This window comes from Pseudomonas sp. DWP2-2, assembly GCF_049897065.1.
Lineage (GTDB): Bacteria > Pseudomonadota > Gammaproteobacteria > Pseudomonadales > Pseudomonadaceae > Aquipseudomonas > Aquipseudomonas paracarnis.
Map to the genome: position 1 here is coordinate 124,783 of NZ_JAFCVN010000003.1, position 21,879 is coordinate 146,661.

The window sequence follows — 21,879 nt, forward strand, 5'->3', positions numbered from 1 at the left end:
GGTGCCTGGGCTATCGCTATCGCAGGCAAGCCAGCTCCCACACTTGAACGTGTTCACCGCTCAATGTGGGAGCTGGCTTGCCTGCGATGAGGCCCTTCAAACCGCCACACTGACCTGCTGGCTATCCACCTCCACCAATGTCTCGATCATCGCCTTCGCCGCCGGCGACAACCGCGACCCCGTGCGGCTGACGATCCCGCAGCGTGCGCTCAGGGTATCCATGTGCTGCGGCAAGTTGCGCCAGTGCAGCAGCACCAGCGCCCCCCTGGCAATGTCCTCGGCAAAGGCTTCTTCAGTGCCGACGCCGATGGCATTGGTTTGCAGCACGATGCTCACCAGTGCCGGGAAGTGCTCGGTCTGGATGCTCGGTGAAAAATCCATGCGCCCACTCAGGTTCGCCAGCAGTTTGCGAATGCCTTGGGAGATCAGCGGCGCCGCCAGCGGGTAGTCGAACATATCGTTGGTGGACAGGCTGTCCTTGGCCAGCAAGGGATGCCCAGGGCGGCAGAAAAACACCCCGCGTTTGGGGGTGAGTGCGCGGGTCTGGAAATTCGGGTCGGCTTCGAACTGGCGGATGTCGGCGATAAAGAATTCGATCTCTTCACGGCTCAGGCGGCGGCTGAGGGTTTCCCAGTTATCCACCTGAAACGTGGTACGGATTTTCGGGTGGGCGTTGATAAACCGCGCCACCGCATCCGGCACCAGTTTCACGGCTGGCGCCGGGCCGCAGCCGAAGCGCAGGTCGCCGGCGTCGAGCTTGGTCATGCGCGTCACTTCACTGCTCAGCAGCGCTGCGCCATGCACCAGGCTTAGGGCGTGCTGCAACACCACCTGGCCTTCCGGCGTGGGGCGCAAGTCCTTGTGGCCACGGTCTACCAGCACGCAACCAAACTCCTGTTCCAGCCCCTGGATGCTGCGGCTGAACGCTGGTTGGGTGATGCCCATGGCGTCCGCGGCGCGCACGAAACTGCGGTGTTCGTTGAGGGCGATGAAGTAGCGCAGTTGGCGAAGATCCATATGCTTTCCCGGCATTTTAAAAATAGGTCGAAGGCATTTGCGACCGAGCAAGCTCAGGTTTTAAATGCAAGCTCTTATTCCGTCAACGAAGCATTCATTCATTTGCTAGACCTAAATTGCATATGGATAGAGCGTTGCTGGAAGCGTCCCCCCACCGTTTCGCAGGCACATGAGGGTCATCACAATGAGCAACGCCGCATTAGCCGTTCAACCCATCGCCCAACCACTTGATATTCACCCGGTAGCCGGGCGGATCGGCGCCGAAATCCGTGGCATCAAATTGTCCGGTGAGCTGGATGTCGCCACCGTCGAGGCCATCCAGCAGGCGCTGGTGCAGTACAAGGTGATCTTCTTCCGCGAACAGACCCATCTCGATGACCAGAGCCAGGAAGCCTTTGCTCACCTGCTCGGCGAGCCGATCGCCCACCCCACCGTACCGGTACGAGACGGCACGCGGTTCCTGATGGAGTTGGATGGCACCCGTGGCCAGCGCGCCAATTCCTGGCACACCGACGTGACGTTCGTCGATGCCTACCCTAAGGCCTCGATCCTGCGTTCGGTGCTGGCGCCTGTGTCCGGCGGCGACACCGTATGGGCCAACACAGCCGCTGCCTACAACGACCTCAGTGTGGAACTGCGCGCACTGGCTGATCACCTGTGGGCGGTGCACAGCAACGAATACGACTACGCCGCACGCAAGCCGGATGTGGCGGTGGAGAAGCTGGAGGAATACCGCAAAGTATTCACTTCCACGGTGTATGAAACCGAACACCCGGTGGTGCGCGTGCATCCGGTCAGCGGTGAGAAAACCCTGCTGTTGGGGCACTTCGTCAAACGCCTGAAAGGCTACTCCCAGGCAGAGTCGGCGCAGTTGTTCAACCTGCTGCAAGGCCATGTCACCCGCCTGGAAAACACCGTGCGCTGGCGCTGGAACACCGGTGACGTGGCGATCTGGGATAACCGCGCCACCCAGCATTACGCGGTGGACGACTACGGCACCCAGGAGCGCATCGTGCGCCGGGTTACGCTCAAGGGCGATGTGCCGGTGGGGGTGCAGGGGCAATCAAGCAAAACCACTAAAGGTCTTTAAGCCGGGTGAGGATAAAAATATGGGAGCGGGCTTGCTCGCGAATGCAGTGGGTCAGTTGATGAATACGTCGACTGACGCTGCGCATTCGCGAGCAAGCCCGCTCCACATTTGGATTTGTGGTGTTTACCAGACTCCGATCTTCACCACTTTCTCTGCCTCTGGCTCACCATAACGAAACCATTGCCCGCGCACCTCAACCTCCGTGTGGCTGATGGTGGTGCGCCGTTTCAACCCGCGTAACCAGTCGAACAGATAACCCAGGTGCGTCTCGCGCACCTCGGCATAGGCAGGATCGCTGCCCAGGTCGTACAGTTCTTGCGGGTCGTTTTCCAGGTCGAACAGTTGCGGGCGAAAGCCGTCGTACGCCAGGTACTTCCAGCGCTCGCTGCGCACCATGGTCATGCGGCAACGGTCGATGGGTTGCTCCAGACGCTCGCGAGCCGGGGCCTGGAAGGCGTAGTCGTATTCGGCAATGGCGTAGCGGCGCCAGGCGGGTTGCGCGCCGTGCAGCAATGGAATCAGTGAGCGACCTTCCAGGCGATGGTCGGCGGCGGGCAAGCCCAAGGCGTCGAGGAAGGTGGGCAAGGCGTCGATGGTTTCCACCAGACGCTCATCCACGGTGCCGCGGCTGACATCGGCGCTGGCACGTGGGTCGCGCACGATCAGCGGTACACCCACCGCAGGCTCCAGCAAGAATTCTTTTTCACCGAGGAAATGATCGCCCAGGAAGTCGCCGTGGTCGCTGGTAAACACGATCAGCGTGTCGTCCCAGCGGCCAGCGCTTTGCAGAAAGTCGAACAGCCGCCCGAGTTGATCGTCAATCTGTTTGATCAGGCCCATGTAGGTCGGAATCACCGTGAGGCGCACCTCGTCACGGGAGAAATTCTGGCTCTCCTGGTGTTGGCGAAATGCCTGGTACACCGGGTGATCGCTGGTGTGGTCAGGTTGAATCGGCGCTTGCACATGCTCGGTTCCGTACAGCGCGTGATACGGCGCCGGCGCGATGTAGGGCCAGTGCGGCTTGATATACGACAGGTGCAGGCACCAGGGCTGTTCACCTTGTTCGTCGATAAAGTCGATGGCGCGGTCGGTGGTGTAGACGGTCTCCGAATGTTCTTCGGCCACCCGTGCGGGTTTGCCGGCGTTGCGCATATGCCAGCCGCTGAGCACTTCGCCGTTCTCACCTTCGGCGGCGTTGGCCCATTCGTGCCAAGGGTTGCTGCCGTGGTAGCCGTGATCACGCAAGTATTGGGTGTAGGGCGCGGACTCGCGCTTATCCTCGAACAGCGGGCTGTCGGGGTAGATGCCGTCGTGACGCAGATACGCGTCGAAGCCGACCTCATTGAGTGGCTCGGCCTGGGCACTGTCGGGGTCTATCTGCAGGCGCTGCAAGGCCTCAATATTCGGCGTGGCGTGGGTCTTGCCCACCAGGGCGGTGCGGATGCCGTGGGGGCGCAGGTAGTCGCCGATCGTCAGCTCTTCGAGCGGCAGCGGCACTGCATTCCACGCCACCTGATGGCTGCTGACATAGCGCCCGGTGTAGGCCGACATGCGCGACGGGCCGCAGATGGTGCCTTGTGTATAGGCCCGACTGAAACGCACGCCAGCGGCGGCCAGGCGGTCGATATTCGGCGTGTGCAGATGGGCATGGCCGTAGCAGGACAGGTAGTCGCGGCGCAGTTGGTCGCACATGATGTAGAGCACGTTGCGCAGGGGTTTGGGGTCAGACATAGGAATTTACCGAACGGAGGACAGGTGGGTTTTTTCGCCGTTCGAGGGGCGCTCTGGCAAGTGCATTTGGGGACTGGGTTCTATGCATTGAGTGCATGGGTGTGGCTGCTGGCGTCATCGCAGGCAAGCCAGCTCCCACAGTTGAAATGCATTTCCCTGTGGGAGCTGGCTTGCCTGCGATGACGGCCTGACAGCAGATACATATCTACCTGCCACCCCGCGATCAAATGGTGGGAGCAGGCTTACCCGGCGAAGGACCTGATGTGAGCGGCCAGTCCTGCCAGCGCTTTATCATCTGCCCTGGAAGCGTCATGGGAGGAGACATAGCCTTCATAACGCTCAAAATATTTGTCCTGGGTCGAACTGATTTTTTTGAAGGCGCTATCTTCCCCGGTCCCATGCATCGGGAATAATTTGGCGTGCAGATGATCGACGCCATAACCCTCCAGAATCATGCCCGTTCTAGCCACACCTTTTAGCGCTTTGTCCAAAAGCTTCGCCGTCTTCTTGGCTGCGATGATCAAGTCACACAGCACGGTGTCCGGTTCGGCAAACGCATAGCTGCCGTGATGGGTTTTAGGGATAACCACACTGAACCCCGGCGTATTGGGAAATATGGAGAGAAAGGCCATGTGGGTCTGGTCTTCCCACAGGAGGTGGGAGGGTGCAGTACCGCGGGCAATGCTGCAAAAGATACAGTCCATCAAACGCGCTTCCTCGTGCGGGTCAAAAGGTAGACTCTCTTGTATGTGATCTTTGTTATCTAATGATGACTTCACTGACGTTGCGGGCCGCTGTTCACCGCTTGGTCAGACCGCAATATTTTCCAACGCATAAGCATCCTCGTCTCTCTCATCAATCTCCTTGATTTGCTCAATCATCGCCTGCGCCAGCGGCGACAACCGATACCCTGCGCGGCTGACGATTCCGTAGCGGGTGTAGCGCTCCTCCAGGTTTTCGTCCAATCCCTCAATCTGCAAACACACCAGTTCGCCGCGGGCCATGTGCAGCACGTCACTGTTGGCGCTGACGATGCCGATGGCGTCCGAGCGCAGCACCACGCCCATCAGGCTGTAACCGTTTTCGCATTCCACATTGGGCTGGTAATCCGGCCGGCCGCTGAGGTCGACGATGACTTTGCGCAGGTTCGGCGGGCGGATGGTTACTGCCAGCGGGTAGCTCATCAGCTCGGCGGCGCTGACGCTGTTGCGCGCGGTCAGGGGGTGGCCGGCGCGGCAGCAGAAGTACCAGCGACGTGGGCGCAGGCGGTGGGTGTGGTAGTCGGGGTTGGCTTCGAAGTGGCGGGTGTCGGCGACGAAGAATTCGAACTCTTCGCTGAGCAGGCGCTTGCCCAGGCTTTGCCAGTCGTCCACCTGGAACTGCACGCGGGCCTTGGGGTAGCGCCCGATAAAACTGCCGATGGCGCGGGGGACCAACCCACCTGCCGGGGCCGGGCCGCAGCCGAAGCGCAGCTCGCCAGCTTCCAGGCCGTTGAACTGGCTGATTTCGTTGGCCAGTTGTTGTGCGCCGCTGACCAGGCGCCGGGCATGTTCGAGGAGCACCTGGCCTTGCTTGGTGGGCGCCAGGTCCTTGCGGCCGCGGTCCACCAGTTGGCAGCCGGCGCTGTGTTCCAGGGCCTGGATGCTGCGACTGAACGCCGACTGCGACAGGTTCACGGCCAAGGCTGCCGCGACAAAACTGCGTTGTTCAGCAAGGGCGATGAAGTGGCGAAGCTGGCGCAAGTCGATATGCATTTTTCACATCAAAAATATCCGGGAAATGCATTGGCTATGCATTACGTCGACTCCTTATAAAGGCTATCTCTTATGCAGTAAATGTTCGTAAAAACATAAATAAATAGCCTTTAGGAATATGAGGCGACGAGTATTCCGGGGTTTTGGAGCCGCTTATGAGTTTGTTCAAGTCCTTGCCCCTGGCTGTTCTAGTGGCCGGTAGCAGCAGTTGGTCGCCGGCCCAGGCCGCTGAAACACCCGCGCCTGCCGGCAAGGGCGAAAGCGCCAGTGGCCAACTGGAAACTGTCACGGTGACTGCCCGGCGGCGTACCGAAAGTGCCCAGGCCGTGCCGACGCCCATGAGCGTGGTCGGCGGCCAGGCTCTGGAAACCCAGCGGGTGTACCGCATCCAGGATTTGCAGCAACTGGTGCCCAGCGTCAACGTCGCCTATATGCATGCGCGCCAGTCCAGCGTGTCGATCCGCGGCCTGGGCAACAACCCGGCCAGCGATGGCCTGGAAGGCAGCGTGGGGCTGTATATCGACAATGTCTACCTCGGGCGCCCGGGCATGGCGGTGTTCGACCTGATGGACATTGAGCAGCTTGAAGTTTTGCGCGGCCCCCAGGGCACGTTGTTCGGCAAGAACACCACTGCCGGGGTCATCAACATCAGCACCCGCGCACCGAGCTTTACCCCGGAGCGCAGCATCGAAACCTCCTTGGGCGAGGACGGTTATTTCCAGACCAAGGGCACGATTTCCGGCCCCCTGACCGATGACCTGGCAGGGCGTTTCTCGGCCTATCGCACCCGCAGCGACGGCGACATCAAGAATGAACACGATGGCCATGATCTGAACGGCGGTTCACGCCAGGGCTTTCGCGGGCAACTGCTGTACAAGCCCAACGAAGCGTTCAACCTGCGCTGGATCGGCGACTACAACGAAGAAGACTCCAGCGCCGGCACCCGCGTGCTGTACAGCACCGGGCCGACCATCAATGGCACCAACCTGTATCAATCCCGGGCCAACGCGGCAGGCGCCACCCTGGTGGACGGCACCCATCGCAAGGTCAACCTGGACAACGACCAGCACGTCACGGTGTTCCAGGGCGGTACCTCGCTGGAAGCCAATTGGACGCTGCCCAGCGACTTCACCCTGACCTCGGTGAGTGCTTACCGCTGGTGGAATTTCACCCCGCGCAACGATGATGGCCTCAACGTACCGGCGTCGTATAACGCCGGGGTTTCGGTGGAAGATAAGCAGTGGTCCCAGGAATTCCGCTTGGCGTCGCCCAGCGGTGGTTTCTTCGATTACGTGCTCGGCGCCTACTACTTCGGCTCCGACCTGGATAACAAATCCTTTGCCTACTACGGGCCCAAGGCCGATATCTGGAACGGCACGCCCGCCGGTGCGTTGAGCAATGTGAGCAGTGTGGGCAACGGGCATATCCGCACCGACAGTTTCGCGCTGTTCGCCCAAGGCACCTGGCACCTGACCGAGCGCCTGGATTTCACCGCCGGTGTACGCGGCACCTACGAAGAAAAAAGCGCCTGGGTCACGCGCAATGCGCCCGTCGGTGGCGCGGCGGTCAGCGGGGCCGCCGCCATGGCGCGGCGTGGGCGTACCGGGGCCTATGACTCGGGCGACCTGTCGCAATACAGCGCTACGCCGTCGGGGCTGCTCAACCTCAGTTATCACTTCAATGAAAACCTGCTGGGCTACGCGACGCTGTCCCATGGCGAGAAGTCCGGCGGTGTGAACCTGGCGGTGGGGTCTGCGCCGACGGCCGGTGCCGACTCGTTGCTGATCGGCACCGAGCGCGCCAACAACGCCGAGCTAGGCTTCAAGAGCACGTTGTGGGACCGCCGCCTGCAGCTCAATGCCAACCTGTTCTGGACCCAGGTCAACGGCTACCAGACCAACGCCTACGACCAGGACAACCGCGTTCAGTACCTGACCAACGCCGGCTCGGTACGCTCGCGGGGGGTGGAGGTGGAAAGCACCCTGGTGCCGATCAAGGGCCTGACCCTGAACATCAACGGTTCCTTCAATGACGTGACGTACCTGTCTTACAAGGATGCGCCATGCCCGCCGGAAACCAGCCTGCGTCCCGGTGCGCCGGCGTCCTGCGACTTGAGCGGCCACCAAGTGGTGGGCGCGTCCAAGTGGATTGCCAACGCCAACGGCGAGTACAAGTGGAACCTGGCGAACGGCTTCGAACCCTACGTCACCGCCAGCTACGCGTTCCGTTCCAAGGCGGTGGGCACCGTGGAAGATTCCGACTACGGGCAGATCCCGGCGTATGCGGTGGTCAACCTGTCTACCGGTTTGCGCGGCGACTATGACCAGGGGCAGTGGGATGTGTCGCTGTGGCTGAAAAACGCTTTCGACAAAACCTACTACACCACCCTGTGGACCGGTGGTAACGGCGGTTACGAGGGCCTGCTGGGCACGCCGCGCACCCTAGGCGTGACTGGGCGCTACGACTTCTAGGTCGGTGCGATAGGTGGCCGGGCTGAACACCCGCGTCACCAGCAGCATCGCCACCACCGTCACCGTCAGCACCACCCATGCACTGACAAAGTTGCCGGTAAGCTCGCGCAGCCAGCCGGTCAGCCACGGCGAAATCGCATTGATCAAAAAGCCTACGCCTTGCACGAACGCCGCCAGTTGCCCGGCTTGGCGTGGGTCGCGATGGTGGTCGAGGGTCAGCAGCAGGCTCAGGGCAAAGCACGCCCCTAACCCGAAGCCGCACAAGGCCACCCACAGGTGGGGATATTCCTGCGGCGCAATGATCAGGCCGAGGTAGCCGATGGTTTGGGCCAGCAGGCTGATGCTGAGCAATGGGCGGCGGTCGATACCGCGTTGCGCCAGCACCGGCATCAGCAGGGCGGCCGCCACCTGAAAAATCGTCATGAATGCCAGCAACGACCCGCTGGGCAGCACGCCCCAGCCCAGTTGCTGATAGTAGGCCGGCAGCCACGCGACCATGCTCATGTAGCCGCAATTGACCAGGCCGAAATACAGCGCCAGCAGCCAGGCGCGGCGGTTGCGCAACCCTTTGAACGCAGGCGCCTGCAGTGGATTGCGCGCGGCGCCCAGCGGTAGCCAGGCCCACAGCAGCAATGCCCCCAGCGCCGGCAATAACCACACACCCAGGCCTGCCTGCCATTGCTGGAAATGCGTGGCTATCACCGGGCTGAGCAGCGCCGCCAGCCCACCGCCGGCCATCAGCGACGCCGAGTACACCCCCATCGCTACGGGCACACGGTGATGGAATTCACGCTTGATCATTGCCGGCACCAGCGCCTGGATCAGCGCAACACCCGCACCGCCAAGCAGCGCGGTAACCAGCAGTGCCGAGGCTTCGCCTATCAACCAGCGCGCCAGGCACGCCAGCAGAATCATCAACAAGCCCAGGGCGATGCCGCGACGCTCGCCCAAGCGAGCCTCCACGCGCACGCCCACCAGTGCCACCAACCCCATGCAGATCACCGGCAGGCTGGTGAGCAGGGCACTGCTCTGAAAGCTCAGGCCGGTGGCCTGGCGAATCTCGCCGAGCAGTGGGCTGATGGAACTGAGGATCGGGCGCAGGTTCAGGCCGAGCACCACCAGCAGGCCCCAGCCGGCGAGGGATTTATTCAGGGTCATGCAGGGTTTTCCACTGGTGATACAGCGCAGTCATTGCGGTATCGGGCAGGTGCTGAATGGGCAGGCGTTGCGCGTCGATGGGCAAGCCAACCTGTTGGCTGATGGCTGCGGTCGACAGGCCGTAAGGCTCGGCCATTTCGTTGCTGGCGGCAAACACTACGCGTTCTACACCGCACAGGTACATGGCGCTCAGGCACATCGGGCAAGGCTGGCCGCTGGCGTAGATCACGCACCCTTCCAGGCGTGCACCCAGCTGCCGGCTCGCTGCGCGAATTGCCAGCAGCTCGGCGTGGGCGGTGGGGTCCTGGGTCAGGTGGATCTCATTCACGGCTTCCACCAACACCTCATCGTTGCGCGTCAGCACCGCGCCGAAGGGGCGGCCACCTTGGGCGACGTTGGCATGGGCCAAAGCGATAGCGCGTTGCAGGTGTGGTTGATCGTTGGTCATACAAGGCCCCGGGGTGCGATGAAAGGTGAAGTATGGTCAGCCAGCAAGGTATGCTGAAATTAAATATAAACATGCCAATCAGTGGCAAACGCAATGGTGATGACGTTGTTCGATCCCGTGTTGTTGCGCAGCTTTGTCGCCGTGGTGGACTGCGGCAATTTCACCCGGGCGGCCGAGCGCCTGCATTTGACTCAATCCACCGTCAGCCAGCAGATCCGCCGCCTGGAAGACGCAGTGGCCTGTCAGTTATTGGACCGCGATCAGCGCCGGGTAGTGGCCACCGCCGAGGGTGAGCGTCTGCTCGCGTATGCGCGCCGTATTCTCGCGTTGCACGAAGAAGCCGCCGACGTGCTGATCAACCAGCAAAGCGACGGTGTGTTGCGCCTCGGCGTGCCGGAGGATTTCGCCGCCGAGCGCCTGATGCCGCTGCTTTCGGCGTTTGTGGTGGCGTACCCACGGGTGCGGCTGGAAGTCACCAGCGGTCTGGGCCCCGAATTGCAGCGCCAGTACCGGGGCGGTGAGTTCGATGTGTTGCTGGTCAAGCAGATGGGCGACAGCGACGACTGTGTGGCGTCGTGGCCGGAGCCCTTGTATTGGGTCGACAGCCTGAGCACCCCGGCCCTGGGCCGCGACCCGCTGCCGCTGGTGGCTTTCCCCGTAGGTGGCCTGTATCGCAACGACATGCTGCACCATCTGGAACGGGCCGGCTGGCGTTGGCGCATCGGCTATTCCAGCGCCAGCCTGGCCAGTGTGTGCTCGGCGGTGGCGGCAGGCTTGGGCATCAGTTTATTGCCAGAACGGGTGTTACAACCGGGCCATCGCATACTCGGCCCAGAGAGTGGCTTGCCACCTGTTCATGGCGTGCGGTTGGCCCTGTATGGCCGCAGTGGTTTGGGCGCAGCGGGCCAGAGTTTGTTGGACGAGTTACTGGCGTTGTGCAGTGGGAACCCGCACTGAGCCCATACCTTTGACGAATATTTTGTATGCCTTAAAGGCATTGAAAAACAACGGCTTGAAGCCAGGCCACGGACCACGTGGCTTTGGTGTGATCGGCTGTTTTATTTATGCGTTTTTGTTCTATATATAACTTTAAAGATTACTTTAAGAGATAAGTGTCTGGCACCGATGATTCAGCCCTCGACGGGCCTTCACGCTGGCCCGTCGGTTTTTCAAAACCGCAGGGAGTGAATCAATGGGCAAAGTCCAGACCGCCGCCAGTGCATCTGAGGCGCAGTGGCGCCAGGCACCGAGTGGTGAGTTGGTCGACCTTGGCCGGCCGCATCGCGCGCCGTTGGGGCAATTGCGCTTGCAGAAGACCCCGAAGCGTTTTTCCAGCCGCCGCGAAGGGGTTTTGCTCGGGTTGCTGGTGTTGGCGCTGCACGGTGCAGTGATCTATTGGGTGAGCCAGAAACCCACGCCGGTGCTGCCGATTGTGCCGCCGGAAATTCCACCGATGACCATCGAATTTTCCCAGCCGGCGCCGCCGGTGGTTGAGCCGCCACCGCCTGTACCGCCACCACCGCCTCCGCCTGTGGTCGAGCCCCCGCCGCCGCTGGTGGATGAGTTGGCGGCCAAGCCGGCGCCGCCCAAACCCATTGCGAAACCCAAGCCCAAGCCCGTGCCTAAACCTGAGCCCAAGCCGGCCCCCAAGGCCGTCGAGCAGCCACCTGCACCACCGACGCCAGCGCCACCTGCACCGCCCGCACCTGCGGCGCCAGCGCCGGTGACGCCTGCTTCGGCCAACGCCGCGTACCTGAAAAACCCGGCGCCGGAATACCCGTCACTGGCTCAGCGTCGCGGTTGGGAAGGCACGGTGTTGCTGCGGGTGCAGGTGCTGGCCAGCGGTAAACCGGGTGAGATCCAGGTGCAAAAAAGCAGTGGTCGCCAGCAGTTGGATGACGCGGCATTGGCGGCGGTGAAGCGCTGGAGTTTCGTGCCTGCCAAGCAGGGCGATGTGGCCCTCAACGGCTGGGTGAGCGTGCCCATCGATTTCAAGATTCATTAATTATTCAGCGGCGCAGAGGGAAAACATCATGGCATTGGCATCTCCACTTGAATCCATCGAAAGCACGGTGATCTGGCTGCTGGTGGCCTTTTCGGTCGCCACTTGGGGCCTGGCCTTGCTCAAGGGCGTGCAGTTCGGTCGCCTCAAGGCCCAGGATCGCAAGTTTCACAAACAGTTCTGGGCGGCATCGAGCCTCGACTCGGCCGCCGAACTCGCCGAAACCCAGCCTGGCGCCGCCGCCCGTGTAGCCCAGGCCGGTTATGCCGCGATCCAGGTGGGCGATACCACCCACGCTGCGGATTTGAGCCAGGCGATCAATCACCAGGACCGCCTCGAACGCGCTCTGCGCCAGCAAATTGTGCGTGAGCGCCGCTCCCTGGAAACCGGTCTGGCTGTAGTCGCCAGTATCGGCAGCACCTCGCCGTTTATCGGCCTGTTTGGCACCGTGTGGGGGATCATGGAAGCGCTGAAGGGGATCAGTGCTGCCGGGTCCGCCAGCCTGGAAACCGTGGCCGGGCCCATCGGCGCGGCACTGGTGGCGACCGGCGTGGGGATCGCCGTCGCGGTGCCTGCGGTGCTGGTCTACAACTACTTTTTGCGCCGCCTGAAGCTGACGGCGGCAGACCTGGATGACTTTGCCCACGACTTCTACAGCCTGGCGCAGAAAAACGCGTTCCGCGTGCTGCTGCACCCGGCGCTGACCAAGGCCGGCGCCGGTAGCCCGCAGAAAGTGAAGGAGGCGTCCTGACATGGCCTTCTCCACGCAAGACAGTGATGAGGTGCTGAGCGAGATCAACGTCACGCCGCTGGTGGACGTGATGCTGGTGCTGCTGGTGGTGTTTATCGTCACCGCGCCGCTGTTGACCAACTCGATCCCGATCAACCTGCCCAAGACCCAGGCCGTGGCACCGGTTGAGCAGAAGGATCCATTGGTGGTGAGCATTGACGGCGCCGGCAAATTGTTTATCAACAAGGACGAAATCCAGTCGGATCTGCTGGAGTTCAACCTGCAGGCGGCGAAGGCCAAGGACCCCGATGTGCGGGTGCAACTGCAGGCTGACGATGGAGTGAACTACGGCGAAGTGGCACGAGCCATGGCGTCGATTGAGCGTGCGGGCATCACCAAGTTGTCGGTGATCACTGCACGTTAGTTTCAAAAAGTCTCGACAGTTTTTGGGCCGCTTTCCTTGGCAGGGTGCGGCCCTTTTTTTATCTAAGCATTGCATGTTTACAGATGTTGCACAGGAAAAGAATTTACATGTATCCGAGCGTGCAATTTTCGGCTGCATGCTTATTCTGGTCGGCGCATAGAGTGATTTAATTAATGGAGTAATTGCATGTCTATACGCGTTCCTGTCCAAGTCGTGAATACGTTCGTTAATCCCCATTTAACGGTTGAAAAGCCTGAAGAAAAGCCTGCGGTAATGGCATCTTCGAACGATCGTATGGCCGGCCTGAGACATCCATCAGCCTGTATTTTGCCCACGCTGGCTGACTATAAGAGAAAACAGAGTTTACTGCAGGGCGCTGAAGCAAGCCCTACGCCAGGAGGTGGGAGCAACTCGGCATTCAAAAAAAATACTCGTTTAGAATCTTATATCAGCAAGCAAACCGCCGACTTTGTAACGCCCGAAAAAGAAATTTCCACTATTTTATCTGCAAAGATAAAGCAGCAGTGGGGTGTGGATATTGATCCAGATAAAACCTATCTGGTGACATTTAAAGATGACAGTGAGGATGAAAAAGAGGTGGTAGAAAAAATCACCCTGACACAAGCGGCATTGAAAAACAGGCAAGATGTAACAATTAAGAAAGATGAAAGCTGGTTCGTAAAGATTGGCAAGTACTTTTCGCCAGCGATATATATTTACAACCAGATTGACGGTTGGGTGCAGGAAGCAAACACTCGACAAGGTATTTATCGGGAGCCCAGTGCGCCGGGCGATGCCCCCTATAACGACGACACCCGCGTTTCCATACCGGTGGATGACTTCAAGGCATTAGTCTGGGATACAGACCGGACCCAACTGTATAAGAAGACCCTTGATGGGTTTTGGGACAAGCACAGCGAATCTTATACGGCATTGAGTAAAATCTCGTTTGTCAAAGCCATCAATCTGCAGCGCCTGGAAGGGAGCCTTGGCTCTGCCGAGACGGCACTCGCTCAGCGAGCGTTGGGGCCTGTTGCGCAAAAGGATTGGTCCAAGCTGACGGTCCAGGATTTTGAAGGGCCTGCCGTGAAGGACCCGGATCTGGACATCGGCCTGCTGAGCATCAATGGGTTTGAGTCGACCGACTTGATGTGTGTGACCGATCGGAAAACCCAGTTGACGTTGCTTTACATCCCTGGCAACTCCTCGCCAATACATCGCTTCGATAATCCCCAGCAAATGACAACGTGGCTGGCCGGGCAAGCCTCGGACCCCGTAAAGCGCGCGTCCTTGTTGACGCACTTTTCCCTCAAGGATCAAGCTGACAGAACGTTTTCAGACGGCGTACGTCAGACCCTGCAAGGGATGGGAAATTGGTCCGATGCGCAGGCATCAGGCAATGCTTTCCTTGCGAGCCTCAACGGTTGGGTGCCGGATCGTTTCATCGCTGTTGAGCAGATGCACGGCGATCCTTTCGAAGCGGTCAAGGTTCGGCAAAAAGCACGGTCCTATTCGGACGCCGACAATGCGATTGTCAGTGACGGGGACTACACCAAGAACCAGGTGCTGCATGTCGTGGAAGAGGCTACCAAGGTCGCCATGTTCATGACGCCCCTGGCGCTGGTGATGCCCGAAGTCGCTATAGGGCTGGATGTTTTCTTCCTGGCCGCCGGGGCTGCCCAGACAGGTATCGGTATTGATGATGCCGTCCAGGGAAAAGCAACGGCTTCCGACCGCATTGTGTTTGGCGTGTTGAACGCCGTACCGCCGTTGGCCACTCACGCGGGAGCACCACTGGCGAAAGCGCTGACAGAGAGGGTGTCCGGCGGTGGCGTTGCAGCAGGGGTTGATGCTGCAACCCGCACACCCACCCAAGTGACTGAACAAGCGCGCCCATTCTTCAGGCCACCACAACGTGTCAATGGGCATATCGGATACCCGATGGGGCCCGTCTCACCTCCAGTGATCCTTGAGGAGGTCAGGGTTCCCATGGATGACGTGAGGCGCATGATCGGGAAAGACTATATGGTTTATGTCGGTCAATACGGTACCAAAGTTACGTATGACGTCGAAGCGGGTCTTTGGCGCGGGCTCCAGGCCAATGGTCAGGTGAACGACATCTTTTATTGGCGTAAAGGTCAAGGACGGTGGCTGGGTGGCACTCAAGCCGAAGCGATTGAGGCCAGTAAAAATGCGCCTGCTTCGATGACAACCAAAGTACTGAAACTACCGAGAATGCCGGTACTGCCGTCCGGCGCTACAGATGTGCCGAAAGTGATCCACTATTTTTGGGCCGGCAATGAAATGCCGGAAAATCTACTCAATAATATTATGGAAAATTCCCGGAAAAGCCCCGGGTATAAATCGATTGTTCACGTTGATGCCAATGACGCGGATACTTTTCAGAAAATACATTCAGCGTTGGATCATAAAGTGGGCGGGCTTGAAGTTCATGATTTAAAGGCCGATGAAAGTTTTCAGGCTCTGAATGCAGGTCAATACGGCGAGATGTATCAGTTTTTCCGTTCAGGGCGCGGGCAGAATTTAGCGGCCTCATCGGACGTCATGCGCGCGGTGCTAATGAAAAAGTACGGTGGCATCTATCTGGATACGGATGATGCACTGACCTTTAATGTGGGCGAGGTCACATTGAAAGCCACGCCCAATGACATCTTGATGAACGTGCCGGTTACTTACGAACCTGCGGACTTCAATGGGTTCAACACCAGTAATTTTGCCAGCCACCCAGACAACCCTGTATTTGACGAGATTCTGGAGACGGCGTATGAGCGATACAAGGCAAACGAAGAATGGTTGAACGCTAATCGTCCCTTTCTGAAGGAAAACTCGACAGCCGCAGAGCGGCAAATTTATAACGAGTATGTAAAGAAAATTTTCGAGATCACTGGGCCGAGAATGTTTGGTGATGTATTGGCGCAAAAAGAATATGGTTTTTTTTCAGAAGTTGAGGAACTGACGGAACTGTTGGAAGCGCGTATTTTACTTCCGCAAGCGTATGCGGAAAAACTTACACAAGTGCGTGATTATTATATGGCGATGAACCATAAGTTCGGAGTTGCTATCGGCTCGGAACACTCTATGCATCATTCTCGCTGAGGTTGGCTCGGTCATTGCGCCGCGGTGGCAGGGGCGCAATGGCCGGTTTTAATGAAGGGCTTGGTAAAGCAAGTTCTGAAAAGGGCGTAAATTCCTTTTGGTTATTAATAAATTCTTTTTTATTCCTTATTGGTGCGTGAGCCTCACCCTATACTGACCAGCAACGTTAAACGCTGCAGGAGGGCACACCCATGCACAGCGAGTCGATTCGTTATCTGATCGTGCCGGGCTGGCAAGGATCGCCAGAAGATCATTGGCAAACCCATTGGCAAAACAGCTTGCCCAACAGCGCACGGGTGGAACAGGCCGATTGGCTGACGCCGCGTCGCGAGGATTGGGTCGCCGCACTGGCCGAGGCCATCGCTGCCGACAGCACGCCGGTCATCCTGATCGCTCATAGCCTGGGTTGCATCACCGTGGCCCACTGGGCCGCCACTGCCCCCGTGCGCTTCTTGCGGCAGGTACGCGGCGCATTGCTGGTGGCACCGGCGGATGTCGAGCGTCCTGCGTGTGCCCCTGCACTGCGCAATTTCGCCCCTATTCCAACTGACCTGCTGCCATTTCCCAGCCAGGTGGTCAGCTCCGACAACGACAGTGCCGTAAGCGCCCCCAGGGCTCTGGAACTGGCGCGTCAGTGGGGCGCCGAAGCCGGCATCTTGTCGGGCGCCGGGCATATCAATGTGAAGTCCGGCCACCGGCGCTGGGAGCAAGGGTTTGCTTACCTCTATCGCCTGCAACATCGCCTCGAGCACCACGCTCGGCGCAGCGCCTAATATTTTCAACGCCCCGTCCCTGTGTGGATTGGGGCGGGAGCCTGCCATGAGTCTGCATGAAACCTTCGGCCAGCCATTGCTGACCTTCCCGGACGCGGAAAAGAGTCCGCTGAGTATTCGCGCCAAAGCTCTGGTGTTTGTCGACCCACGCTCACGCCAACTGCGCGAAGAGCTGGAAAGCCTCGCACCACGTGCCTTGCCTGTGCTGATTCGCGGCGAGACCGGTAGCGGTAAAGAACTGCTGGCACGGCATATCCACCGTGGCAGTGACCGTACTGGCCTGTTTGTCTCGGTCAATTGTGGCGCAATCAGCCCCACCTATGCCGATGCCGAGTTGTTTGGCTATGCCGCCGGTAGCCACAGTGGCGCGGCCAGTAGCCGCGCGGGTTGGTTCGGCTCGGCCAATGGCGGCACCTTGTACCTGGATGAGATCGGCGACTTGCCGCTGCCGATCCAGGTGAAATTGCTCGCGGCTTTGGAAAACCACGAAGTCACGCGTGTGGGTGCCCACCAGCCCAGCCCGGTGGATGTGCGCTTGGTGGCCGCCACCAGCATCGACCTGGCCCAGGCCGTGGCCGTGGGCAAGTTTCACGAGCGTCTGTTCCATTATTTGAGTGAGGGCCGGTTGGACCTGCCGGCGTTGCGCGAGCGGGTGGGGGATATCTTGTCCCTGGCCGAATATTTCCTCGGCATCTACAGCCAGCGCCTGGACCTGCCGGTGCCACTGATCAGCGACGCCGCCCAGCAGGTGCTGGAACACCACACTTGGCCGGGTAATACCCGCGAACTGGAAAACGTCATTCACTTTGCCTTGCTGGTGAGCAGCGGCGATGAAATCTTGCCCGAGCATTTGAACTTGCCAGCGGCGGGTTCGCCGCTGGAGCAAGTGCGACGAATTTTGGCCAGCGCCAGCCCGGCCGAGCAGGAATCGGTGCGTAAATTCCTGTATGAGCAAAATGGAATATCAACGTGAATAAAAGATATTGTTCGGGAATAAAAAATCTAGGTATTGTCCTTTCCACGCCGCGATAGCACTTCGCTGGCACCTCACATAAAAACGGTCGTTAGAAGGACATTGCATGAAAAAGGTTCTGTTGTTTACCGCTCTGGCGGCTGCCCTGACTGCTGGTTTTGCCCAGGCCAGCGAGAAACTGGTGGTGGCTGCTACGCCGATTCCCCACGCCGAAATCCTCGAGCTGATCAAGCCGACCCTGGCCAAGGAAGGTGTGGACCTGCAGATCAAAGTCTTTACCGACTACGTACAGCCAAACGTGCAAGTCGCTGAGAAACGCCTGGATGCCAACTATTTCCAGACCCTGCCGTACCTGGAAAACTTCAACAAGGGTAAAGGTACCAATCTGATTACCGTGGTGGGCGTGCACGTTGAACCCTTCGGCGGCTACTCGAAAAAGATCAAGAAAATCGAAGATCTGAAAGACGGCGCCACCGTGGCGATTCCGAACGAAGGCTCCAACAGCGGCCGCGCCCTGTTGCTGCTGCAAAAGGCCGGTGTTATCACCCTCAAAGACCCGACCAACGCCCTGGCCACGCCGAAAGACATCGCCAGCAACCCGAAGAACCTGAAGTTCAAAGAGCTGGAATCGGCCCTGCTGCCACGGGTGCTGGACCAGGTTGACCTCGACCTGATCAACACCAACTACGCCCTGGAAGCTGGCCTGAACCCGGCCAAGGACGCGTTGATCATCGAAGACGCCAAATCACCTTACGTAAACTTCCTGGTGGCCCGCCCGGACAACAAGGACAGCGATGCTATCCAGAAGTTGGCCAAGGCCCTGACCAGCCCGGAAGTCAAAGCTTTCATCGAGAAGAAGTACAACGGCGCGGTGGTGCCAGCGTTCTGATGTAAGCCAAAACCCCCTTCAAGGTTTCAACGCCGACGGCTACTACAGCGTCGGCGTTTTTTTATCTGAAATACAGTCAAAACTGTGCGATTGCTCGTTCCCACGCTCCGCGTGGGAACGTCTCCTGTGACGCTCTGCGTCACGACTTTAGAGCGGACGCAGAGCGTCCTGGGCTGCATTCCCACGCAGAGCGTGGGAATGATCGACAGCTCCCGCAGGGGTTAGGTTTTTGGGTGATACCAATATGCTATTTTGGTATTTAAATTTTGATTTTTATACTTTTAAAGTTCGCGCTAGCTGACGTTATCCACGTCAGCACGGACTGCGCTCGCGGCATTACCCATGCGGCGATATGGACTGCACATGACCTTCGATTTCGCTTTTATCCTCAGCACCCTCCCGGCGTTTCTCAAGGCTGTGGGTGTGACGCTGCAAGTCGGCCTGATCGCCATTGCCACGTCCTTGCTGGTGGCGCTGATCAACGCTGCGCTGCTGGTGTTTCGCACGCCTTACCTGTCGCGCCTGGTGGCGCTCTATGTGGAGCTGGCGCGTAACACGCCGCTGTTGATCCAACTGTTCTTCGTCTACTTCGCGCTGCCGGCCCTGGGTTTCAATATTTCCGGGTTCTGGGCGGCGATCATCACCATGACCTTTCTGGGCGGCGCCTATCTCACCGAGGTGCTGCGCGCTGGTGTGGAAGCGGTGCCGCTGGCGCAAATCGAGTCGGGCAAGTCCATTGGCCTGTCCGATTGGCAGCTGTTGCGCCATGTGATCCTGCCCCAGGCCGGCATCCTCAGCCTGCCGGCGCTGTTCGCCAATTTCATCTTTCTGCTCAAGGAAACCACGGTGGTTTCCGCCGTGGCGGTGCCGGAAATTCTCTACACCACCAAGAGCTACATCGCCCTCTACTACAAGACCTACGAAATGCTCGCTGTGCTGACGCTGATTTGCGTGCTGTTGTTCTTGCCGTTGTCGCTGTTGCTCAGCCGCCTGGAAAGGAGGCTCCAACATGGCCAGTTCGGGTCTTGAGTTGCTGTGGGTGTCGTTGCCGCAACTGGGCAAGGGCGCTGCGCAAACCCTGTCGATTTCGTTTTTGAGCATCGCCTTCAGTACGGTTGGCGGCGTGCTCTACGGCGTGCTGCGCACTTTGAATAACAAAGCGATCAACGGCGTGCTGCGGGTCTACCTGGAACTGTTCCGCGCCATTCCGGTACTGGTGTGGTTGTACCTGCTGTTTTTTGGCGTGCCGATCTTCTTCGGCCTGAGCATCCCCAGTTTCTGGTGCGCGGTGCTGGTGCTGTCGTTGTGGGGCGCCAGCGAGGTGGGCGAAGTGGTGCGTGGCGCGTTGCATTCGCTGCCCCGTGGCCAGCGCGAAGCGGGCTTGTCGATTGGCCTGTCCGGCCCACAGTTGTACGGCTATGTACTGCTGCCCCAGGCCCTCAAGCGCATGACGCCGCCGACCATCAATGTGTACACGCGCATCATCAAGACCAGCTCCCTGGCGGTGCTGATCGGCGTGGTGGATGTGATCAAGGTCGGCCAGCAAATCATCGAGCGCACCTATGAGTCGGTATTGATCTACGGTGCGCTGTTCCTGTTTTTCTTCTTTATCTGCTACCCGTTGTCAGCCGCCTCCAAGGTGCTGGAACGGCGCTGGGCCCAAGCATGAGCGCATTGATCGAGTTCCAGGGTTTCAACAAATTCTTCGGCGAGGCGCAGGTGCTCAAGGGTATCGACCTGAGCGTGCAACGCGGCGAAGTGGTGGTGATCCTCGGCCCCAGCGGCTGTGGCAAAAGCACCTTGCTGCGTTGTTTGAACGGGTTGGAAGTGGCACACAGCGGCAGTCTGCGGTTCGCCGGCAAAGAGCTGCTGGATAAAACCACCGACTGGCGCCAGGTACGCCAGGACATTGGCATGGTGTTCCAGAGCTACCACCTGTTCCCGCACATGAGCGTGCTCGACAACATCCTGCTCGGCCCGCTCAAAGTGCAAAAGCGCGACCCACGGGAGGCCCGTGAGCAGGCGGAAAAATTGCTGGAGCGCGTGGGCCTTGCCGACAAGCGCGACGCCTTCCCACGCCAGCTTTCCGGCGGCCAGCAGCAACGCATCGCCATCGTGCGCTCGTTGTGCATGAACCCTCAGGTCATGCTGTTTGACGAAGTCACCGCGGCCCTCGACCCGGAGATGGTCAAGGAAGTGCTGGAAGTGATCCAGGACCTGGCCCGCGATGGCATGACCCTGCTGATCGTTACCCACGAAATGGCCTTCGCCCGCGCCGTCGCCGACCGCGTGGTGTTCATGGAGGCCGGTCGCATCCTCGAACACAACACCCCCGAGGCATTCTTTACGAACCCGCAGACCGCACGCGCGCAGCAGTTCCTGGAGAAGTTCTCCTTTGTTTCAACACTGCCCAAAAAGATCAAGGAACTGGAGCTGATATGAAAAAGTTACTGCTGCCACTGTTTGCCGTCGCCTTGCTGGCCGGCTGCGATAAAAAGGCCGAAGAGCCGGTAAAACCCGCGGCTGTGAGCTACATCGACAAAATCAAAGCGCGGGACAAGCTGATTGTCGGCGTGTTTACCGACAAGCCGCCATTCGGTTTTGTGGACGAAGCGGGTCGTTATGTCGGCTTCGATACCGACATCGGCCGTCAATTCGCCAAGGACCTGTTGGGCGACGAAAACAAGGTGGAATTTGTCGCCGTGGAACCGGCCAGCCGCATTCCCTTCCTGCAAAGCGACAAGGTCGACCTGATTCTCGCCAACATGACCGTGACGCCTGAACGCAAGGACGCGGTGGACTTCACCAACCCCAACCTGAAAGTCGCGGTGCAGGCTCTGGTGCCGAATGACAGCGCCGTCAAAAGCCTGGCTGACCTGGCAACCCGCACGACCATCGTCACCACCGGCACCACGGCGGATATCTGGCTGACCAAGAACCATCCGGACTGGAAGCTGCTCAAGTTCGAGAAGAACTCCGAGTCGCTGCAAGCTCTGTCGGCCGGGCGTGGTGATGCCTATGCCCAGGACAACCTGGTGCTGTTCAGCTGGGCCAAGCAGAACCCGGGTTACCGCGTGCTGGAAGAGAAGCTGGGTGATGAAGCGCCGATTGCCCCGGCGGTGAAGAAGGGCAATATCGAGTTGCGCGACTGGGTGAATGCCGAGCTGGCGAAGTTGGGGGAGGAGAAGTTTCTGCTCAAGCTTTATGACCAATATGTGCGAAAAGAACTGAGCGATGACACCAAGCCTGAGAGTGTGATTGTCGAAGGCGGTAAGTGGCAGGGCTGATTGTTCACCCCGTCC

20 protein-coding genes are annotated in these 21,879 nt (G+C 59.4%); 14 read left to right on the top strand and 6 right to left on the bottom strand.

Annotation, left to right across the window (positions count from 1 at the left end):
- Window positions 1–96 precede the first annotated feature (96 nt).
- Window positions 97–1,017: a LysR family transcriptional regulator gene (locus ACP7CZ_RS08080; RefSeq protein WP_003187586.1), complete on the bottom strand. Its 921-nt coding sequence runs from the start codon at window positions 1,015–1,017 to the stop codon at window positions 97–99.
- Between the two features lie 184 nt (window positions 1,018–1,201).
- On the opposite strand from ACP7CZ_RS08080, the gene ACP7CZ_RS08085 reads away from it, so the two are divergent.
- Window positions 1,202–2,107 (top strand): TauD/TfdA dioxygenase family protein, encoded by a 906-nt coding sequence (locus ACP7CZ_RS08085; RefSeq protein ID WP_054896682.1) that lies wholly within the window; start codon window positions 1,202–1,204, stop codon window positions 2,105–2,107.
- A 123-nt stretch (window positions 2,108–2,230) separates the two neighbouring features.
- Here the strand turns inward: ACP7CZ_RS08085 and ACP7CZ_RS08090 are convergent, their stop codons facing one another.
- From ACP7CZ_RS08090 to ACP7CZ_RS08100, 3 genes are all read right to left on the bottom strand, one after another.
- Complete coding sequence (locus tag ACP7CZ_RS08090; protein ID WP_198790429.1) at window positions 2,231–3,838, bottom strand: alkaline phosphatase family protein; 1,608 nt, start codon at window positions 3,836–3,838, stop codon at window positions 2,231–2,233.
- A gap of 242 nt (window positions 3,839–4,080) precedes the next feature.
- Window positions 4,081–4,542, bottom strand: coding sequence for an HIT family protein (locus ACP7CZ_RS08095; RefSeq protein WP_054896680.1), 462 nt, complete (start codon window positions 4,540–4,542; stop codon window positions 4,081–4,083).
- A 105-nt stretch (window positions 4,543–4,647) separates the two neighbouring features.
- Window positions 4,648–5,592 (bottom strand): LysR family transcriptional regulator, encoded by a 945-nt coding sequence (locus ACP7CZ_RS08100; RefSeq protein ID WP_294173060.1) that lies wholly within the window; start codon window positions 5,590–5,592, stop codon window positions 4,648–4,650.
- A 155-nt stretch (window positions 5,593–5,747) separates the two neighbouring features.
- On the opposite strand from ACP7CZ_RS08100, the gene ACP7CZ_RS08105 reads away from it, so the two are divergent.
- Entirely contained in the window at window positions 5,748–8,063 is a 2,316-nt protein-coding gene (locus ACP7CZ_RS08105; protein ID WP_127880536.1) for a TonB-dependent receptor, read from the top strand.
- Here ACP7CZ_RS08105 and ACP7CZ_RS08110 read toward each other — a convergent pair.
- Complete coding sequence (locus ACP7CZ_RS08110; protein ID WP_054920326.1) at window positions 8,034–9,221, bottom strand: CynX/NimT family MFS transporter; 1,188 nt, start codon at window positions 9,219–9,221, stop codon at window positions 8,034–8,036. The two genes, ACP7CZ_RS08105 and ACP7CZ_RS08110, sit on opposite strands and share 30 nt — an antisense overlap.
- Window positions 9,208–9,669 (bottom strand): nucleoside deaminase, encoded by a 462-nt coding sequence (locus ACP7CZ_RS08115; protein ID WP_054920323.1) that lies wholly within the window; start codon window positions 9,667–9,669, stop codon window positions 9,208–9,210. The genes ACP7CZ_RS08110 and ACP7CZ_RS08115 overlap by 14 nt, the downstream gene beginning before the upstream one ends.
- 105 nt (window positions 9,670–9,774) lie before the next feature.
- Here ACP7CZ_RS08115 and ACP7CZ_RS08120 point away from each other — a divergent pair, with 105 nt between their 5' ends.
- From ACP7CZ_RS08120 to ACP7CZ_RS08175, 12 genes are all read left to right on the top strand, one after another.
- Window positions 9,775–10,626: a LysR family transcriptional regulator gene (locus tag ACP7CZ_RS08120; protein ID WP_054920352.1), complete on the top strand. Its 852-nt coding sequence runs from the start codon at window positions 9,775–9,777 to the stop codon at window positions 10,624–10,626.
- A gap of 235 nt (window positions 10,627–10,861) precedes the next feature.
- Entirely contained in the window at window positions 10,862–11,674 is an 813-nt protein-coding gene (locus ACP7CZ_RS08125) for an energy transducer TonB (protein WP_198861772.1), read from the top strand.
- A gap of 25 nt (window positions 11,675–11,699) precedes the next feature.
- Window positions 11,700–12,422, top strand: coding sequence for a MotA/TolQ/ExbB proton channel family protein (locus tag ACP7CZ_RS08130; protein WP_087149534.1), 723 nt, complete (start codon window positions 11,700–11,702; stop codon window positions 12,420–12,422).
- Window position 12,423: 1 nt separating this feature from the next.
- Window positions 12,424–12,825 carry an ExbD/TolR family protein gene (locus ACP7CZ_RS08135; protein WP_198790434.1) on the top strand — a complete coding sequence of 134 codons (402 nt, stop codon included), beginning with the start codon at window positions 12,424–12,426 and terminating at the stop codon, window positions 12,823–12,825.
- A gap of 186 nt (window positions 12,826–13,011) precedes the next feature.
- The gene (locus ACP7CZ_RS08140; RefSeq protein ID WP_294173041.1) at window positions 13,012–15,942 is read left to right on the top strand and encodes a glycosyltransferase family 32 protein; all 2,931 of its coding nucleotides are present in this window, start codon (window positions 13,012–13,014) and stop codon (window positions 15,940–15,942) included.
- A 191-nt stretch (window positions 15,943–16,133) separates the two neighbouring features.
- Window positions 16,134–16,715 carry an alpha/beta hydrolase gene (locus ACP7CZ_RS08145; protein WP_070415457.1) on the top strand — a complete coding sequence of 194 codons (582 nt, stop codon included), beginning with the start codon at window positions 16,134–16,136 and terminating at the stop codon, window positions 16,713–16,715.
- Between the two features lie 46 nt (window positions 16,716–16,761).
- Window positions 16,762–17,688 carry a sigma 54-interacting transcriptional regulator gene (locus ACP7CZ_RS08150; RefSeq protein ID WP_054920316.1) on the top strand — a complete coding sequence of 309 codons (927 nt, stop codon included), beginning with the start codon at window positions 16,762–16,764 and terminating at the stop codon, window positions 17,686–17,688.
- A gap of 106 nt (window positions 17,689–17,794) precedes the next feature.
- The gene (locus ACP7CZ_RS08155) at window positions 17,795–18,577 is read left to right on the top strand and encodes a MetQ/NlpA family ABC transporter substrate-binding protein (protein WP_034125470.1); all 783 of its coding nucleotides are present in this window, start codon (window positions 17,795–17,797) and stop codon (window positions 18,575–18,577) included.
- A 363-nt stretch (window positions 18,578–18,940) separates the two neighbouring features.
- Complete coding sequence (locus ACP7CZ_RS08160; protein WP_003187615.1) at window positions 18,941–19,606, top strand: amino acid ABC transporter permease; 666 nt, start codon at window positions 18,941–18,943, stop codon at window positions 19,604–19,606.
- Entirely contained in the window at window positions 19,587–20,246 is a 660-nt protein-coding gene (locus ACP7CZ_RS08165; protein WP_034125471.1) for an amino acid ABC transporter permease, read from the top strand. The genes ACP7CZ_RS08160 and ACP7CZ_RS08165 overlap by 20 nt, the downstream gene beginning before the upstream one ends.
- Window positions 20,243–21,019 carry an amino acid ABC transporter ATP-binding protein gene (locus ACP7CZ_RS08170; protein ID WP_034125472.1) on the top strand — a complete coding sequence of 259 codons (777 nt, stop codon included), beginning with the start codon at window positions 20,243–20,245 and terminating at the stop codon, window positions 21,017–21,019. The genes ACP7CZ_RS08165 and ACP7CZ_RS08170 overlap by 4 nt, the downstream gene beginning before the upstream one ends.
- Window positions 21,016–21,864, top strand: coding sequence for a transporter substrate-binding domain-containing protein (locus tag ACP7CZ_RS08175; RefSeq protein WP_054896672.1), 849 nt, complete (start codon window positions 21,016–21,018; stop codon window positions 21,862–21,864). The genes ACP7CZ_RS08170 and ACP7CZ_RS08175 overlap by 4 nt, the downstream gene beginning before the upstream one ends.
- The last annotated feature ends 15 nt before the right edge of the window (window positions 21,865–21,879 follow it).

What these genes read in the sequence shown, in the direction of transcription:
- ACP7CZ_RS08080 (WP_003187586.1), bottom strand. Translation starts at nt 1,017, where the DNA reads ATGGATCTTCGCCAACTGCGCTACTTCATCGCCCTCAACGAACACCGC.
- ACP7CZ_RS08085 (WP_054896682.1), top strand. Translation starts at nt 1,202, where the DNA reads ATGAGCAACGCCGCATTAGCCGTTCAACCCATCGCCCAACCACTTGAT.
- ACP7CZ_RS08090 (WP_198790429.1), bottom strand. Translation starts at nt 3,838, where the DNA reads ATGTCTGACCCCAAACCCCTGCGCAACGTGCTCTACATCATGTGCGAC.
- ACP7CZ_RS08095 (WP_054896680.1), bottom strand. Translation starts at nt 4,542, where the DNA reads ATGGACTGTATCTTTTGCAGCATTGCCCGCGGTACTGCACCCTCCCAC.
- ACP7CZ_RS08100 (WP_294173060.1), bottom strand. Translation starts at nt 5,592, where the DNA reads ATGCATATCGACTTGCGCCAGCTTCGCCACTTCATCGCCCTTGCTGAA.
- ACP7CZ_RS08105 (WP_127880536.1), top strand. Translation starts at nt 5,748, where the DNA reads ATGAGTTTGTTCAAGTCCTTGCCCCTGGCTGTTCTAGTGGCCGGTAGC.
- ACP7CZ_RS08110 (WP_054920326.1), bottom strand. Translation starts at nt 9,221, where the DNA reads ATGACCCTGAATAAATCCCTCGCCGGCTGGGGCCTGCTGGTGGTGCTC.
- ACP7CZ_RS08115 (WP_054920323.1), bottom strand. Translation starts at nt 9,669, where the DNA reads ATGACCAACGATCAACCACACCTGCAACGCGCTATCGCTTTGGCCCAT.
- ACP7CZ_RS08125 (WP_198861772.1), top strand. Translation starts at nt 10,862, where the DNA reads ATGGGCAAAGTCCAGACCGCCGCCAGTGCATCTGAGGCGCAGTGGCGC.
- ACP7CZ_RS08135 (WP_198790434.1), top strand. Translation starts at nt 12,424, where the DNA reads ATGGCCTTCTCCACGCAAGACAGTGATGAGGTGCTGAGCGAGATCAAC.
- ACP7CZ_RS08140 (WP_294173041.1), top strand. Translation starts at nt 13,012, where the DNA reads ATGTCTATACGCGTTCCTGTCCAAGTCGTGAATACGTTCGTTAATCCC.
- ACP7CZ_RS08145 (WP_070415457.1), top strand. Translation starts at nt 16,134, where the DNA reads ATGCACAGCGAGTCGATTCGTTATCTGATCGTGCCGGGCTGGCAAGGA.
- ACP7CZ_RS08150 (WP_054920316.1), top strand. Translation starts at nt 16,762, where the DNA reads ATGAGTCTGCATGAAACCTTCGGCCAGCCATTGCTGACCTTCCCGGAC.
- ACP7CZ_RS08155 (WP_034125470.1), top strand. Translation starts at nt 17,795, where the DNA reads ATGAAAAAGGTTCTGTTGTTTACCGCTCTGGCGGCTGCCCTGACTGCT.
- ACP7CZ_RS08160 (WP_003187615.1), top strand. Translation starts at nt 18,941, where the DNA reads ATGACCTTCGATTTCGCTTTTATCCTCAGCACCCTCCCGGCGTTTCTC.
- ACP7CZ_RS08165 (WP_034125471.1), top strand. Translation starts at nt 19,587, where the DNA reads ATGGCCAGTTCGGGTCTTGAGTTGCTGTGGGTGTCGTTGCCGCAACTG.
- ACP7CZ_RS08170 (WP_034125472.1), top strand. Translation starts at nt 20,243, where the DNA reads ATGAGCGCATTGATCGAGTTCCAGGGTTTCAACAAATTCTTCGGCGAG.
- ACP7CZ_RS08175 (WP_054896672.1), top strand. Translation starts at nt 21,016, where the DNA reads ATGAAAAAGTTACTGCTGCCACTGTTTGCCGTCGCCTTGCTGGCCGGC.